The 15,522-nt window shown below is 41.3% G+C and carries 14 protein-coding genes and 1 riboswitch; of the genes, 4 read left to right on the top strand and 10 right to left on the bottom strand.

The features are described 5' to 3' along the window. Nucleotides 1–114: 114 nt before the first annotated feature. A complete protein-coding gene (locus tag ACFVSH_RS16160; RefSeq protein ID WP_387706859.1) occupies nucleotides 115–510 on the bottom strand; it encodes a winged helix-turn-helix transcriptional regulator in 396 nt (131 codons plus the stop codon). A 136-nt stretch (nucleotides 511–646) separates the two neighbouring features. On the opposite strand from ACFVSH_RS16160, the gene ACFVSH_RS16165 reads away from it, so the two are divergent. Continuing rightward, nucleotides 647–1,165: a DJ-1/PfpI family protein gene (locus tag ACFVSH_RS16165; protein WP_387600917.1), complete on the top strand. Its 519-nt coding sequence runs from the start codon at nucleotides 647–649 to the stop codon at nucleotides 1,163–1,165. Nucleotides 1,166–1,495: 330 nt separating this feature from the next. Next, on the top strand, nucleotides 1,496–3,577 hold the full coding sequence (locus ACFVSH_RS16170) for a methyl-accepting chemotaxis protein (protein WP_387600920.1): 2,082 nt from the start codon (nucleotides 1,496–1,498) through the stop codon (nucleotides 3,575–3,577). 431 nt (nucleotides 3,578–4,008) lie between these two features. Here the strand turns inward: ACFVSH_RS16170 and ACFVSH_RS16175 are convergent, their stop codons facing one another. Further along, entirely contained in the window at nucleotides 4,009–4,359 is a 351-nt protein-coding gene (locus tag ACFVSH_RS16175) for a HesB/IscA family protein (protein WP_387600922.1), read from the bottom strand. Between the two features lie 324 nt (nucleotides 4,360–4,683). On the opposite strand from ACFVSH_RS16175, the gene ACFVSH_RS16180 reads away from it, so the two are divergent. After that, the gene (locus ACFVSH_RS16180; RefSeq protein ID WP_387600925.1) at nucleotides 4,684–5,886 is read left to right on the top strand and encodes a C40 family peptidase; all 1,203 of its coding nucleotides are present in this window, start codon (nucleotides 4,684–4,686) and stop codon (nucleotides 5,884–5,886) included. Between the two features lie 5 nt (nucleotides 5,887–5,891). Here the strand turns inward: ACFVSH_RS16180 and ACFVSH_RS16185 are convergent, their stop codons facing one another. The 8 genes from ACFVSH_RS16185 to ACFVSH_RS16220 all read right to left on the bottom strand — a co-directional run bounded on the left by ACFVSH_RS16185 (nucleotide 5,892) and on the right by ACFVSH_RS16220 (nucleotide 14,565). Then, nucleotides 5,892–6,521, bottom strand: a complete 630-nt coding sequence (locus ACFVSH_RS16185) for a poly-gamma-glutamate hydrolase family protein (RefSeq protein ID WP_387600929.1) — start codon at nucleotides 6,519–6,521, stop codon at nucleotides 5,892–5,894. An 85-nt stretch (nucleotides 6,522–6,606) separates the two neighbouring features. Continuing rightward, nucleotides 6,607–6,756, bottom strand: coding sequence for a CapE family protein (locus ACFVSH_RS16190; RefSeq protein WP_311202534.1), 150 nt, complete (start codon nucleotides 6,754–6,756; stop codon nucleotides 6,607–6,609). 69 nt (nucleotides 6,757–6,825) lie between these two features. Continuing rightward, nucleotides 6,826–8,409, bottom strand: a complete 1,584-nt coding sequence (locus ACFVSH_RS16195) for a gamma-glutamyltransferase family protein (protein WP_387600933.1) — start codon at nucleotides 8,407–8,409, stop codon at nucleotides 6,826–6,828. 69 nt (nucleotides 8,410–8,478) lie between these two features. Further along, nucleotides 8,479–9,771: a CapA family protein gene (locus ACFVSH_RS16200; protein ID WP_387600936.1), complete on the bottom strand. Its 1,293-nt coding sequence runs from the start codon at nucleotides 9,769–9,771 to the stop codon at nucleotides 8,479–8,481. Nucleotides 9,772–9,781: 10 nt separating this feature from the next. Further along, complete coding sequence (pgsC, locus tag ACFVSH_RS16205) at nucleotides 9,782–10,231, bottom strand: poly-gamma-glutamate biosynthesis protein PgsC (protein ID WP_192206182.1); 450 nt, start codon at nucleotides 10,229–10,231, stop codon at nucleotides 9,782–9,784. A gap of 15 nt (nucleotides 10,232–10,246) precedes the next feature. After that, nucleotides 10,247–11,428, bottom strand: a complete 1,182-nt coding sequence (gene pgsB / locus ACFVSH_RS16210; protein WP_349727760.1) for a poly-gamma-glutamate synthase PgsB — start codon at nucleotides 11,426–11,428, stop codon at nucleotides 10,247–10,249. 790 nt (nucleotides 11,429–12,218) lie between these two features. Beyond that, entirely contained in the window at nucleotides 12,219–12,434 is a 216-nt protein-coding gene (locus ACFVSH_RS16215; protein WP_192206180.1) for a hypothetical protein, read from the bottom strand. Nucleotides 12,435–12,885: 451 nt separating this feature from the next. Continuing rightward, nucleotides 12,886–14,565, bottom strand: coding sequence for a methyl-accepting chemotaxis protein (locus ACFVSH_RS16220; protein WP_387706862.1), 1,680 nt, complete (start codon nucleotides 14,563–14,565; stop codon nucleotides 12,886–12,888). Nucleotides 14,566–14,750: 185 nt separating this feature from the next. Beyond that, nucleotides 14,751–14,793, top strand: a riboswitch (PreQ1 riboswitch). 55 nt (nucleotides 14,794–14,848) lie between these two features. Between ACFVSH_RS16220 and queC the strand changes: the two genes are divergently transcribed. Continuing rightward, the gene (gene queC, locus ACFVSH_RS16225; protein ID WP_387706864.1) at nucleotides 14,849–15,514 is read left to right on the top strand and encodes a 7-cyano-7-deazaguanine synthase QueC; all 666 of its coding nucleotides are present in this window, start codon (nucleotides 14,849–14,851) and stop codon (nucleotides 15,512–15,514) included. Nucleotides 15,515–15,522 lie beyond the last annotated feature (8 nt).

Consider the following 15,522-nt stretch of genomic DNA (forward strand, 5'->3'; position numbering starts at 1 on the left):
TGAGACCCCACAGGCGTTTACGCCGAGGAGGCTCACCGCCCGCCCCGCGGAAAGCTAGAGCCCTTTATTCCATAAAATTGTACAACTGACTTTGTTTTTCGGGACACGAATGCATTATTTTTTCGTATCATTTTCACTGGCATGCATTTCTTGTTTAATTTCATTCATTCTGTTTTTTCCCCACTCATACATCATTTCAACGATTGGCAGTAAGGTCATTCCAAGGTCAGTCATGGAATATTCGACTTTGGGAGGGATCTCGGGATATACCTCCCGATGGACGACTCCGTCTTCCATAAGTTCACGTAATTGATTCGTTAAGATTTTATGGGATATTTTTGGGAAAAGCTTTTGAAGATCACTGAATCGGTGTGGGCCTTCTACACCTAAATGCCATAGAATGACGATTTTCCATTTACCGCTGAATATGGATAAAGTAAGTTCTTTTTCGCAATTATAATAGCCGTTTAAGATCTTTTCTTTGATTTCATCTCTTAATGTTTCTGACATGGACAATAACTCCTTTTTAATTTTACCAGTAACCTTTAGGTAACCTCCGCACATAAAAGTGCATTCTTAACATCGTCGATTACCAGCGTTACAATTTGAGTAGTCATCAGACAATTCAATTCAGGAGGCAATATATATGAGTAAAAAAGCATTACTAATTATACCACCAGAACGTTTTAATGAAGATGAATTATTTCAGCCGAAAGAAGTTTTGGAAAATGCAGGAGTGGCAGTAACGATAGCCAGTACGAAAACAGGTGAAATAAATGGGGACTATCAAGGCAAGGCGGTAGCTGAGGTGATCTTTTCTGATGTTTCGGCCAGTGATTATGATGCAGTTGCAGTAATTGGGGGATCAGGTACGAACGATCATCTATGGGGCAACCAAGAATTGCAAAGTTTTTTGAAACAAGCGCATGAGAAAAAAGTTCTTGTAACGGGAATTTGTGCAGGTTCTGTTACTGTAGCGAAAACGGGCTTACTTTCTGGCCGCAAAGCTGCTTGTTACCCAGTTGATGTTCAAATTGACGAATTGAAAGCCAATTCCGTTGAATATGCAAAACAGCATGTCGTTGCGCATGATGATATCATCACAGGTGATGGTCCGGATGGTGCAAAAGAATTCGGAGAAAGCTTAGCCGCAGCGTTACGCTAACTCTATTATAACCCTTATGAAACCCTTGGATTCTATTCAATCCAAGGGTTTTTTGATTTTTTCGTACATATCCAGTGACGGAAATTGTGGGTTTTTAGACAGATTAAAGCGAAAGGTTTATTTTTTAATAGCAATTATGTATTTAGACCTACTATTTTATTCTTTATTGGCAATTGACAAGGATTGGTTAGGTATATAGTATGTTTATGTGGAAAAATAAAGTAAGTGATCGTAAATAAGGAAGGGCCCATTTTGAGCATAGATTGAATCTTTGTTTTCACACAGGTAAGCAAGCGCATTTGCAGGTCAAATAAAAGGGGGAAATTATTAATGGGAAGTTCATCGGTTGATAAGAAAGAAAAAGTAAAGAGAAGGATATCGCTCCGGATAAAATGGTTATTATTTATATGTACATCCGTTTTTCTCGCTATAGTCGTATCCGTTTCGATAATGGGGGTGAAAGTGACCTCCATTTTTAAAGAAGATAGTATATCCATAAACAAAAGCTCGGCACAAAATGCAACGTCACAAATCAATTTAAGCATGGCCACATATGAAAAATCGCTAGAGCAGTTATCACAGCTGGTTTCGAATCAGATCAAGGATGGTGATTCAATCAAGGATATCCAAAAAACGATAGAGGCATTTCAAAAGAATAATGAAGATCTAATTTCCGTTTATTATATGGATGGAACGGATGGTTCCTTGTATGCCTCGCCCCAAATGGATTTCAATCAGGATGCAAGGGATACTAAGACTTATACGCAGCTGACAGAAAGACCAGAAACGAAATGGATGGATGTATATAAGGATAAAGTTTCAGGGATGATCATGACTTCCGTTGTCACGCCCGTTTTATCGGACGGAAAAATGGCAGGTGCCCTCGGTTATGATATCGACCTTACGACAATCGGGAAAATGAGGTCAACCATCGAAAAAGATTCTACTAGCAATCTGGTGATCTTGGATTCACAAGGTTTTATCGTGAGTTCATTCATGAAGGGGATGGACGGGAAGAATATGAATCCTGAAAAAAGCGGCATGGAAGAAGGGGTGGAAGATTTCATTGCGGATACTGACCGATTCAATTCAGAGTTCAAGTGGGTGGCCGACATGTATAATGGGGGCATCAAGGCGAATCAAGCCTTGACGTTGGATGGTGAAGATTATACAGGTGAATGGAGTACGGTCCCTGAAGTGAACTGGAAGGTGCTGGCGCTCACTCCAGACAGAATACTGCAATCAAAGCTGGATGACATTAATAGAATCATAGTGATTTCAGGTATTCTAGGTCTTTTACTAGGGATGGTATGTGCTCTTTATCTAGCAGGAAAGTTAACGAAAATCATGGCCGACTTCCAAAGAATCATAGAAAAGACGGCTAGCGGGGATTTAGTGACCGAATTTGCCGTTAAATCCAATGATGAGATCGGGGACTTAAGCAAAAGCTATAACTCGATGCTGGGGAAATTAAGAGGCTTGGTTGCCAAGGTAAACGGCAATGCGGAATCGGTGACAAATGCCAATGCAGGCTTAAGCCAAATAGCTGCTGAAAATAGTGCGGCCATTACAGATGTTTCACGTGCGATAGAAGAGATTGCAGCGGGTGCATCGAATCAATCTGAACAGGTGGAGCATGGTGCGAGCACGATCCAGGTACTTGGTGGAGAAATCGATGGGTTATCAAAAAAATCGAGGGAGACCCAATCTGTATTGGAGCTTGCGTCTGAAAATATAGAGTCAGGGAAACAACAGGTAAGTGGTTTGGAAACATCCTACCTTAAACTTGAAATGGCGTTCGCTGCAGTCACCAGCATGAGCTTAAGACTTGTGGAAAAATCAAAAACCATTTCCGATGTCACGAATGCCATTTCGAAAATATCGGAACAAACCAATTTGTTATCATTGAATGCATCGATAGAAGCTGCAAGGGCAGGTGAGTCCGGCAAAGGGTTTGCTGTTGTGGCGAATGAAGTACGGAGTTTGGCTGATGATTCAAAAGAAGCTACAAAAAACATTCAAGCCATCATTCAAAGCATTCTGTCAGATACAGAGGAACTGCTGAAAACGACCAATGAAACGAATCAAATCAGCAAGGATCAAAAAAATGCCGTAAACACGGTAAGTGAAGCCATGAAAGAGCTGGAGGATTCCATCGTGAGGATATCCAATTCGATTCGGGAAGAAACAAGATCCATTGAAAGCATCAATCAACAAAAAGAAATGGTAATTAAAGTGATAGAAGAAATCACAGCCGTATCTCAGCAAACGACGGCTTCATCAGAAGAAATTGCCTCTTCGATGGAAGAACAAGCCGCTGCATCAAATGAACTCGCTCAATATACACAGCAGCTTACCCAGTTAATAACTGATTTGGAGCACACGCTCGGGGAATTCCAGATAAAGAATTAGAGGAATGGAAAACATAAGCATTGCAAAAGGGGAGGCCGCTAAGTGGTCTCCCCTTTTTGGTTGTATTGCAATATCATTCTGCAGGGACTGAACACTGATTCGTTGTACGGGGCCCATTCTAAGTGCAAAATGACAATTTAGAAGGGCGGGTCAAGTATCCACGCTTTTTTTTCAAAGGGGAATAATATATAGGAATCGGACAAGTAGTAGGTTTTTGTTGTTGTCATGCCAATAACGACGATAGTGACATTGCTCCACCTAGTCATGCAGCCGCATCACTCATTACCATCTCCCCATATTATTAAAAATCCTTGAGCCTCCAAAGATGATGTAAAATATGGTGTCCATAAAGGGCGGAAAAACAGTGTACATGTCATAGTTTCATAGAAACGAGGGGAAGGCCATTTAAGCTTTCTCCTTATTTTCTTCTGCTAGATGATAGGTGATACCAACGGATTCGGGTTCCTGATCCAAAATCCATCGCCTTCGTAATCAATTTCCGTTTGATCTGTAAAAGGGGAGTCCGATGGGTCGAGCAACATTTTTATATCATGTAAAACGAGTATTTCCTCGTGATCCTTTTTAGAGATTGCCAAGCTTAATGTATAGTTCATCTGGTTACAGCAAGGTCTGTTTATGCCAAACCTTAAATACGTTTCCCCTCCCAAACTATGCTGCATATCTTTAATTGCCTGTCGGGCCTTCTCTGTCATTCTTATCAAAATATTCACTCCTATATCGTTAGCCACTTCATAAATAAGGCAGGCCGTTATGCACGTCATGACCGGTATTCCTTCCTTTCATCTAACATTACCCATTCTGCATAAAAAAATAAAATCCTCTAGGAATTCTTCGATTTCTCACTTATCTCGGGTGGGGTGAAATTTTACAGTGCTGATTTATTCTTAAGGTATTTTATAGAATACGCCTGATGATTTTTTTTGCGAAAATAGGCTAAAAGTTTTACTTGTCTCGCCGATATTATCGTTGTGATAGGTATTAAGGCGTATCCGATTAGGTGAATTATAGGATAAAAGATTCATGTGATGGGATTTGCTTGAACATCGTAAATTAAAAAATATTTCAGGTATAAAGGAAGGGTTAAAATGTTTAATGGAAAAATAAGCTGTATGATACTTACATTGGTATTCATGGTTAGTTTCACTTTTTTACCTGGCTTAAAGGCCGAGGCGGCAGAACCTGTGCATACTGTAATCTCTGGCGAAACGGTAGAATCGATTGCCAGGACATATGATATATCGGCTGAGCAATTAATGAAAACGAATGGTTTACCGGATGAAAAGTTATTTGCGGGCCAAAAGTTGACAATCATTAAAACGGCGTATACTCCTTCCATCTATCAATGGTCGGAGAGAGGACAAAAAATTGCGAGATATGCGAAATCTTTTATAGGGTTTAAAAAGTCAGCTGGTGAGGAGACGCCTGAAAAAGGCTTTGATTCAAGCGGGTTGATTCATTGGGTTCTTTCCCAGCAAAATGTGCCGGTTGACCGTTTGACAGTGGATGGTTTTTATAAGCAAGGGATGGATACAGCCACTCCAAAAACCGGGGATATCATATTCTTTCTGGAAAAAGACACCTTAAAGGTCGTGACTGCGGGTATTTATGTCGGCAAAAACCAATTTGTCAATTCTGGATATGGCGCAGAAACGGTTCAGGTGAGATCCACTACAGAAGCTTACTTTGCCAAATACCAAGTGGCATACAAAACATACACGCCAAAAGGAGAGCATATCGTCCAAACGGGAGAAACGCTTAAAAGTATATCGGAGAATTACAGCATTTCCATGAAATCGATCAAAAGCCGTAACGCGTTAAGTACTGATGAGTTGATGCAAGGGCAGTATCTTCAACTATACAGCAACCCGTTATATCCGTTTTATGTAGACCAGGAGGCTGCATATGATAAAGCATATGATGTCATCAAGTATGCATACACTTTACGCGGATTCCCCTATGTTTTCGGGGGAGACGATCCAATGACCGGAATGGATTGCAGCGGCTTCATTTATTGGGTCATGAAGGAGCAGGGGCTTACAGTAAAACGGGGCTCCGCAGAGGATTACTTCTCATTGCTGCCCAAAATCGAAAATCCAAAGGCAGGGGATTTAGTGTTTTTCAGCAACACAGGAACAAGGCTAGGTGTGACCCATGTAGGCATATATCTAGGTGATGGCCGTTTTCTCCATACAACGGAAAACGCAGGCGTTCATATCTCCAACCTTTCGTCAGGTTATTTTGCACAGAAATTCGAAAGCTTCGGTCAAGTTGCAAGCCTGATGGACTAAGAAAGTCATTCAACCTGTTTATATTCAAGAGTCGCTTTTTCAATGGCAGTAACGAACCGTTTAAAAAGATCACATGGATTGACCCTGTTCTTACTGGTAAAGTCATTACCTTTGAAAAAGCTTTTTCTAAGCTTTGTGGAAAGTTCCAATTGCACGCCTGCACCCATCTTGGATGAGTTGGTGATGTTGTTTCCTTTCATGCCTGAAAGGTGCTGCGGTGCATGATCAGTTTGAAATCCAGCTTTGCTGAGGTATTGCTGAATGAGGTTCTTATAGGGTTCGTTCCTTCCGCCGATGTAAACCAGCGCATTATGTACGTCGTAGTGGCCATGGATCGAAAGGGTGGTCTGAGCGTTCGCTGCCATTGAAACGCCGAACGGTTCATTGAACAAGCAGGATGTTATATGGAGGACCTGGTTACCCCTTAGTTTAAGGCCTTCGAAAAGATAGGTGCTTGCATAAAGGCTCTCTCCAAGTGCGGCTGCAATCTCGCTGGTTCCAGGTTCGATGTTCCCGCCGTGTATGGCCAGAATTGCGATATCAGGATTCCTGTGATGAACGATGATGCGGTAATCGAGTTCTTCTTGTTCATTTTGCTGCAGTTCAATATAATCGGTATAGCTATTTCCATTCATGGTTATCCTCCGTATCTTGTAAGTAATTAATCTTTCATATCCGTTGAAGGCAAAAATAAAAAAAGCGGGGATGCCCCAGCTTTTTTTATTTTTCGATAGTCGTATATTGTTCTATTTTCTGTTGCTCTTCGGGTGTTAACGTTTCTGTCCGTTTAAATGTATTCATGGTCACAAGAAGGGCAGCTATTAGAAAAACGGGTATAACCCAGCTTGTTATTTTTTTTACGATATTCATATTCTAAGTCCCCTTATACATCGCTAAAATTCATATGATATTTAGAAAAGGAGGGACTGGATTGCCCTTTTATTGCTCGGCTTTCCAGCTTCCATTCCTTCTTTTATCTCCAGCTCCGGATACTTGTCCATTTTTCTCGTTTTTAACGAGTACTTGAACCCCGCCGTAATACATGGGGGAGATCTTCTGGATGACTTCATATCCGGAATCTTCCAAGTCTGTTGTTATTTCATTCGAAAGCCTGGATTCCGTATAAATCTTATTTCCATCGTAGACGAACCGATTACGGTCGATGATATCCTGAAATGAGCCTTCATTCTCTGTATATGAATAAAGGACCTGCATCAATACTTGAGGAATTCTATCGCCGCCTGGTGAGCCGATCCCGATCGATTCTTGCCCTGGTTTCTTGAGAATGGTAGGAGCGGTGAAAGTTCTTGACCGTTTATATGCCTCTTGAGCGTTCAAACCGGACCGGAAATTTTTCAATTGATCGTTAATGAAAAATCCATTCGTATAATCACCAGATCCGAAAAAGTTACTGAGCGTATTTGTGGCGGAAACGACAGTGCCATACTTGTCCATGATCACAAAATGTGTCGTACTTTCATGTTCTTCGGAACCATTCGATTCTTTATTTTTCCATTTTTCACTTTTGATCATATTTTTTAGATTGTCCAAGTGAATGGGGGAGAGCAATTTTTCCGCCTTAGAGTGACTTATTCCATCCCCAATATTGGCGGATCGGTCTTGATAAGCAGTATCTGTGATGCCCCCCAATACCTTCATATAATTTGATTTGCTAGGAGAATCACTGAGGTCCATCTCCTCGGCGAGCTTTAGCATTTCAAGAACGGTAATCCCGGAAAAGGGCGGAGGGGCGGTAAAAGCATCATAACCGGCAAATGTTCCATGGACCGGCTTACGTTCTTTCACCTCATAGCGCTTTAAATCCATCAAGTCGATATCTGTTTCTCTTTTAATATCCCGTGCGATTTCCCCTTTATAAAAACCATCAGGACCTTTCTTTTGAATCTGCTTCAATGTTTTAGCAAGTCTTTCTTGAACGAGGGTTTTGCCTGGTTCAATGGCATCGCCATCAGGATAAAAAAGTGAAGTCGCATCGGAAGATATCCTTGGCTGAGCTGCTTCTAAGCGTGATGATAACATTTCGTCGACTTCAAATCCGCCTTCAGCCAAATCTATCGCAGGCTGGAGAAGGTCTGCCATTGGTACGCTCCCATACTTATCACTTATAACCTGCATGCCGGCCACTAAGCCAGGAATCCCTGCATTGTGTCTTGAACTTGGGTCTTCCGGAGAGGATTCACGATAATCGATAAAATTGGGATCGCCGGATTTCGGTGCAATCAGCATACCGCCGCCGCCACCCACGCCAGATCCAAAAGGTTCAACTACACCTAATACATAGGATACCGCAATGGCGGCATCTGCCGCCGTTCCACCATTTTTCAATATATCCATCCCGACATCTATTGCGATTGGATTTGAAGAACTGACCCCATATGATTGTTCCGTTTTACTATCTATCGGATCATTCGTGTCAGAAATAGGGGGGGTCTTCGAACATCCAGCTAAATATATGAGCAGGCAAAGTGAAATGCATATTTTCCAAGTCGCACGGTTAATCATCGATTACTCCCCCTTCTAGTTGAGACTCCAAGTTGTTTCTCATTTCACATAATAGTATTCAATCGATCCTTACTGAATGGGCTGTATGTCCTGTTGTATAGGTTGTGCTGCCTTTTTCTCTTGTGCAGCTTTCTTTTCTTTCGCTTCTTTCGCTTCTTTTGCTGCCCTCGCAGCTTTTTCTTCTTGCTCACGTTGAGCCTTATGCTCGATTACCTTCTTGTGATCCAATGTAATCTCGATGTGATCCTCTTTTTTCGACCATTGGGTTTTTTCACTCGTTTCCTTCGTCAACTGACGGTAAACACGTGATTTGTCGATTGAAGAGGTAGCTGGCCTTGGTGTTGCTTCTTCAATTTGCAGTGGAACGACATCGACTGTAGCTTTTCCGTCTTCCGCTAAATGGTATTGAACCATGGCTGAATCTTTTGTGCGTGTCCAGCCTTGATCGAAAACGAAGTTTCCTAAGCTATAGAAAATGATTCCATCTTTATAAACATCAAACGATTGAAGCACATGGGGGTGATGGCCGATGATGACATCAGCTCCCGCATCGATTATCGCTTTAGCCAAGTCTGTTTGACGAGCGGTTGTAGATGTTGAATATTCTATTCCCCAGTGAACATTCACCACTACCAAGTCTGCGTTGCCTTGCTTGGCATCCTTTGCTTTTTCAATCATTTCAAATAATAAATCAGGGTTGGTGTTCAATATCCCGGCTTTATTACTTTTTGACACGGCATCCTTACCGTAAACATCTGTGAATCCAAGTGTTGCGACACGCACGCCATTAATATCCGTATAGTCGATGCTATTTTTAGCTTCGGTAGTGTTCGATCCAGCACCAACATAGTGCATATCCTCAGTTTTGAATTCATCAATCGTGTCAAGCAGTCCTCGTTCTTCATAGTCCATCATATGGTTATTGGCCAAATTCATCACAGTGAAGCCAGCATCTTTAACGGCCTTCACACCATTATTATTGGAGTTTAACCTGATGGCTGTGTCTGCTTCCTTGTAGTTGGATACCTCTTCTTTTAAAACGGGATGTTCATAATTCCCACTGACATAGTCTGAATCGGTAAAATAGGGCTTCATATAACGGAAGAGGTAATCATACCCGTGCTTTTCCGTTACTTCTTCAACATAACGTCCCATCATCACATCACCGACCATCGTCATCGTCAATGGTTGATCAGTTTTTGAAGCGGTTGTTTTCACTTCTTGAGCCCGTCCCACCCAAGTGGTAATGACTAAAGCGATTAGTAATATAGGTAGTATGATTCCAGTGTATTTAAGATTCTTTTTCTTCGTGCGTTTAATAAAGATAAGTGTTTTTTCTTTTGCATTTAAATTCCGTTTCATTTTTTGCACCTCAGAATAGGTAGTACACGTTCATTAAACCGAAAGTCAAGCCGGATAATAAAAGCGTGCTGCCAAGTGTCAATGGCATTCCTTGTCTTTGTATGGTATTCGCTATCAATCCGGGTACGATTATACCGATTCCCCGAAACTCGAATATTTCAAATGGCATGACGGGGTAGACTAAATCCAATAGGAGTTTCAAGCAAATCCCGGTCACCATCATGGCTGCGAATTTTCTTCTTCCATATAAAATCACCCATCTTGAAAGGCCGTGGGCGACGATCAAATAAGTTACTATACTAATGGACAAGATGACCAGCATGATTTCCCATTGGTCAAATACTAATGCCAAATAACCAGGCACGATAAGTCCTGCGGGTACGACACCCGTCTTTTCTGAAAATATAAGGCTAAGCGTTACTCCCAGTACTAGGGCTACATATAAATCCGATCCAAACATTAAGGTTCCTCCTACTTAACTTGCTTTTTGCTTTGTTTTAGATTTCATGAATGCTTCAATTAAAGGTTCCGCTGCACCGTGAATATTCCCGACACCGTAGACGATGCGATTCTTCATCAATGGGCGGAGGCGGGCAACGATTTCTTCAGTTGACCAGTTTTCTAAATCCCAATATTCTTTTGTATCCAATTGACCTTGCTCGAATGCCCGAGTGATCGGTGATGTGGTTTCACCAATGGAAATGACGATTTCAGATTTTATGTAAGGCAATACATCTCTAGCAAACTGCTCTGTACGGTCCACACGGTCGGGACGGCAATTCATGATGACGATAGGAGGTTCTGTGCTGTATCCGAACGTATTGACACGTTCCCAGATGTTCAGTGTCGATGACGCGTCATTTGCAGCAAAGCCATTGACAAAGAAAGTTGGCTGGATGGAATCCCCGAATTTGGTGATCCGCATGGCACCTGGATCGGGATGCGCATTCAACATTCCGCGAAAAGCTGTTTTTTCATCGATGCCCAAAGCTTCCGCAACGGCCAATGCCAGTGATGCATTATCAGGAAATACCATATAGTCGAATTCGCGTAGAAAATCTTCCGAAATTCTCGAATTGTCTGCAACGATTACTTTTGTGTTGCGTTCTTTGGCAATTTGCTTGAAAAAGTCCAAATATTCACTTTCGATGGTTATTAAGTGACCATTATAGGGAATGGTAGCAGTGAAAGCTTCAGCAACCTCATCCAAAGTCGGTCCCATTACATCCATATGATCTTCCAATACATTCACGATTACGCCAATGTTTGCTTGGATCATTTTGTTTTGGAAGATTAATTGATAGTCAGGCTGTACGGCCATGCACTCACAAACCAGTGCTTCCGTGCCTAAATCGGCAACTTCTTTAACTACACGCCGCTGTTCTCCTATGTTGGGTCCTTCTGGGCGACGTACAATCGGTTTTTCCTTATCGGTAAACCAATAGATCATTCTTGCTGATGTTCCGGTTGTTTTGCCTACTGTTTTGTACTTAGCTTCTTGGATCACACCTGTAATTAGACGCGTTACAGTCGATTTCCCTCGAATCCCATTCACATTCACACGCACTGGGATGGAGTCGAGACGCTTCTGATGGCGTTTTTGTTCGAAAATGCCATAGCCAAGCAAAAAGATCGCACAAATAAATATCGGTGCCATTTTTTAACCTCTCTTTTTTTCAAATATTTGAATTACTGAATACACACTACATGATTTTAAACTTAATAGGCAAGAGCTAATTATTTTATTGTAATATAGTTTTTTTCAAGTTTTTCAAATAAATGTATATTAGAGTGTAATAGTATCTAATGGGATGAATTGTTTTATGAGTACAAAGTTATGTCTGGAAATCGATGGAATACTAGTTGATTTACACTAAATTATGGAAAGTTTAATAAAGATACCATTTTGGTAATAATCAAAGTAGTTTTATGAGCATTTGAACCTGATTCCTAATGGCTATATTTGAATAATAATTGGTTATTAAAAGTGACGTTTATTACAGTTTGGTAATTGTTTATACCCATTGTTTGACATAAACGTAACAATATTTATGCATTTGTTATTCAATGTAAGATATTGCAACTAACGACTCAATTAGTTGAACTCTTTTGAATTTGATTAAAGATGAGTAAAAGAACACATCTCTTTTTTTTTGTATTTTCCGGTTTTTTCCTCAGAGAATACCCCGCAGACTATAATGGAACTTTTACCTTAAACATGAAATAAACTAAAGTTAACCCATTTTTTTAAAAAATACCTAGTTTCTTCTATAGATATAGTGTTTATAGAAGAATGAAATAGAAAAAAAGCTCAGAAGCATATCTGAGCTTTCGGCTTATATATTGTAAATGAATGGAATGGTCACGAATTTCCATTTTTCATGGAGATTTACCGTTTGTGGGTCTTGAGCTACAGCTTTTGGTAGCTGATTATGGAAGGAATCAGGTTAACTTGATTTCTTTCTGTCAGAAATCTCAAGGTTGGAGTCCTTTTTACCGCCATCAATCACATAAAGTCTAGGAGCTAATCTCCTTCTTTTTCCTTGATTGTCAGGATTCATCTTCATATAATTTTCATGTTCTTTGCGAAAGAATTCTTCGGTTTCCCGTTCCAGTGCTTTTCTTTCGTTAAAATCTGTTATGAATTTGAAAAAACGTTTCATATGAATTCCTCCTTGTGGGGTTAAAAGGTCTTAGTTTAATAGTAACATATAAAGTGTGTAATTTAACCTTTTTTTACAAATTTGGAGTAAAAAACGTGTTTTTGTGTGAAAAAAGTCGTGTACGGTTTGATTCGAGAGAAAGGTGCAATGGATCCTTACTGAGTATAAGTGCCCGTGCATGGTGTTGAAAGGGAATGTCGGGATGTGCAGTAGCGGTTATTGGAAAGTGATGGTTATTTAAGTTAAAATATTCCTTTAATCAATTATACACTAAATATTCTGAAAATAAAGGAAAATATTCACTTCCAGCCGCCGCTTTTGATAGATTTGCTTTTTAATGATTTATTATTGGTTATAGTTATTTATTCCCCGAATTTACGAAAATGAAACAATCTATATAATGGAAGGGAAAAGCAATTTCCCGCATTCATGTGCCGGGAAATTGCTAGTGTCATAATTGGAACTTCCCAACCTGTTCAGTCAGCAGTTCTGCCGAAGATGTAAGTTCACTGGCATGACTCGTGACTTCATCCATCGAAGAGCTGGATTGCTGAGCAGAGGCGGAGACTTGTTCGATTCCAGCTGCGGACTCTTCAGAAACCGCGGCGATATCTTCGATAGCCTGATTGATATTTTTGCTATTTGTGGAGATATAGTTCAATTCGTCTGTTATATGCTGTATTTTCATTTCCATATTCCCGACAGAGTGATTGATTGTTTCAAAGGTTTGGCCTGTGAGCGTGATCTGTTTCGTGCCTTCATCCACTTGTGCATAACCATCTTCCAGGGAGTGGACGACTGTTTTTGAATCCGTTTGAATGGCGGAGACAATATTGGTGATATCCCCAACGGAGTGTGTGACCTCTTCAGCGAGTTTCCGCACTTCATCGGCGACGACGGCAAAGCCCTTGCCATGTTCACCGGCACGAGCGGCTTCTATGGCAGCATTCAGTGCCAATAGATTGGTTTGATTGGATATATTCTTGATGACCTGTACAAGCTGCGAAATTTGCTGCGATTGGGAATCGAGCCCTTTCACTTGCTCTACGGCATTTTTTACAATCCCATCAATACATTGCATCTGTTGGATCGAACTGCGCATTAAAGTGGTGCCCTCCTTGGTCAAGAAAAGGATTTCGGTTGAACTTTTAGCAACATCCACTCCTTCTAGGCGGGCCAACTCGATTCTGCCGGTGAAATCATCCATCATGCGAACCACTTCAGCTGCCCGGTTGGCCTGTGACTCCGAACCTTCCGAAAGTTCATGCATGGTAGTCGCTATTTGTTTGCTGCCCTGCTGGACTTCATTTGCTGATTGAGTCAGATTCTCACTTTGGTTGGAAACGGATTCGGATACAACGAGCATTTTTTCGATCGTATCACGAAGGTTTTTCTGCATTTGGTTGGCGGATACCGTTAATTCGCCCATTTCATCATATGACTTTTGCTTCAGGGGCTCATGATTCAGCTTTCCGTCAGCCACCATTTTCATCCTGTCCCTGATTTTAAGGAGGGGGGTGGTAATGAGGTTGGCAGTCACAAGCGCCAGCAGAAGGCCGATAAGGACTGCCGCAATGGATATGATGATACTTGTCGTCTTTACCGATTTCCCGCTTGCGATGACGGTTTCACCTGAAGAGACAATCAATTCCTCGCGTTCCGAAGCAAGCTCCTTGAAACCCTCCATTACTTCATTGCTGATTGGCGCCACTTCATTTTTGAGTATCTCTTTCGCTCGTTCTTCATTTCCCTTTTCATATTGTGGAAATACCCGGTCTACAATCATCATCCTCCAATCCCGGCTTTTCTCGATCAATGCCTTCACTTTATCAGAATCGCTCAAAGCCAGGAGATCTTCCTGGATGACCTTGCTGTCTTCAGTATATTGTAAGAACCTTTCTTTATAACTCTCGTCACCATATAGAATATAGGCCCGGGCGAATGCGGTTCTTTGTGCTAGATTATATAGCAGCTTTTCATCTTGGATAAGAAGCGGAAGTTCCTTTTCGATGATATCCTGGGAATATACCAGTGACTTGTTGCTGCTGTAAATGTTGAATGCTCCTAAGATGACACATAAAGATATGATGAGTGAAAATGCCACCAATACCTTTCCTTTAATGCTTTTCAAATTAATGGACCCCTTTACCGATATTTTAATCACACTATTTTATCGGAAGGATAATGGGATATTTAAGCAATGAAAAGATAACCAAATTTTCCATCAGCTCTACTATTCACTAAATATAATCATCTTGATTTATGATCGTTTTCAAGTTACTATTGACTTGGAAAAATATAATATTCCGCGTTAAGGCGGAAGAGGTTCTAGCTACCCTCTCAAAAAAACTAAGGAGAAACAGTGCTCTATTCTTAGGGTGCTGTTTTTTTCCGTAAAAAGGAGTTTTATAGAAATGAAGAAGAAAGAAAAGGCAGTGGTTGTGTTTAGCGGAGGTCAGGACAGTACGACGTGCCTGTTCTGGGCATTGGAGAGATTTGAGGAAGTGGAAGCGGTGACGTTCGATTATAATCAGCGGCATAGCTTGGAAATCGAATGCGCTCAAAACATCGCCAAGGAATTGGGCGTGAACCATCATATCCTTGACATGTCGCTGCTGAACCAACTGGCACCGAATGCATTGACGAGAAGTGATATTGCAGTTGCGGACGGAGAAGAAGGGGAATTGCCGTCGACGTTCGTACCAGGGAGGAATTTGCTGTTCCTTTCGTTTGCCGGAGTGCTGGCGAGTCAGATTGGCGCTAAACATATTGTCACCGGTGTCTGTGAAACGGATTTCAGCGGATATCCTGACTGCCGCGATGTATTCATTAAATCGTTGAATGTGACCTTGAACTTGTCGATGGACCAGTCATTCGTGATTGATACGCCGCTAATGTGGCTTAATAAAGAAGAAACATGGGAGCTTGCGGATCAGCTTGGCGCCTTCGACTTTGTCCGCGAAAAGACCCTGACTTGCTATAACGGAATCATCTCCGACGGCTGTGGAGAATGTCCGGCATGTAATCTGCGGAAAAAAGGACTGGATGACTATGTAAGCAGACGCGGGGTGCTTTCATGATGTACGGT

It is taken from the genome of Peribacillus sp. NPDC058002 (genome assembly GCF_042886655.1).
GTDB lineage: Bacteria > Bacillota > Bacilli > Bacillales > DSM-1321 > Peribacillus > Peribacillus aracenensis.

Coding starts and splice junctions, on each gene's coding strand:
- queC (WP_387706864.1), top strand. CDS start 14,849: ATGAAGAAGAAAGAAAAGGCAGTGGTTGTGTTTAGCGGAGGTCAGGAC.
- pgsC (WP_192206182.1), bottom strand. CDS start 10,231: ATGTTTGGATCGGATTTATATGTAGCCCTAGTACTGGGAGTAACGCTT.
- ACFVSH_RS16185 (WP_387600929.1), bottom strand. CDS start 6,521: ATGAATGGAAATAGCTATACCGATTATATTGAACTGCAGCAAAATGAA.
- ACFVSH_RS16190 (WP_311202534.1), bottom strand. CDS start 6,756: ATGAATATCGTAAAAAAAATAACAAGCTGGGTTATACCCGTTTTTCTA.
- ACFVSH_RS16170 (WP_387600920.1), top strand. CDS start 1,496: ATGGGAAGTTCATCGGTTGATAAGAAAGAAAAAGTAAAGAGAAGGATA.
- ACFVSH_RS16215 (WP_192206180.1), bottom strand. CDS start 12,434: ATGAAACGTTTTTTCAAATTCATAACAGATTTTAACGAAAGAAAAGCA.
- ACFVSH_RS16195 (WP_387600933.1), bottom strand. CDS start 8,409: ATGATTAACCGTGCGACTTGGAAAATATGCATTTCACTTTGCCTGCTC.
- ACFVSH_RS16160 (WP_387706859.1), bottom strand. CDS start 510: ATGTCAGAAACATTAAGAGATGAAATCAAAGAAAAGATCTTAAACGGC.
- ACFVSH_RS16175 (WP_387600922.1), bottom strand. CDS start 4,359: ATGACGTGCATAACGGCCTGCCTTATTTATGAAGTGGCTAACGATATA.
- pgsB (WP_349727760.1), bottom strand. CDS start 11,428: ATGGCACCGATATTTATTTGTGCGATCTTTTTGCTTGGCTATGGCATT.
- ACFVSH_RS16180 (WP_387600925.1), top strand. CDS start 4,684: ATGTTTAATGGAAAAATAAGCTGTATGATACTTACATTGGTATTCATG.
- ACFVSH_RS16165 (WP_387600917.1), top strand. CDS start 647: ATGAGTAAAAAAGCATTACTAATTATACCACCAGAACGTTTTAATGAA.
- ACFVSH_RS16200 (WP_387600936.1), bottom strand. CDS start 9,771: ATGAAACGGAATTTAAATGCAAAAGAAAAAACACTTATCTTTATTAAA.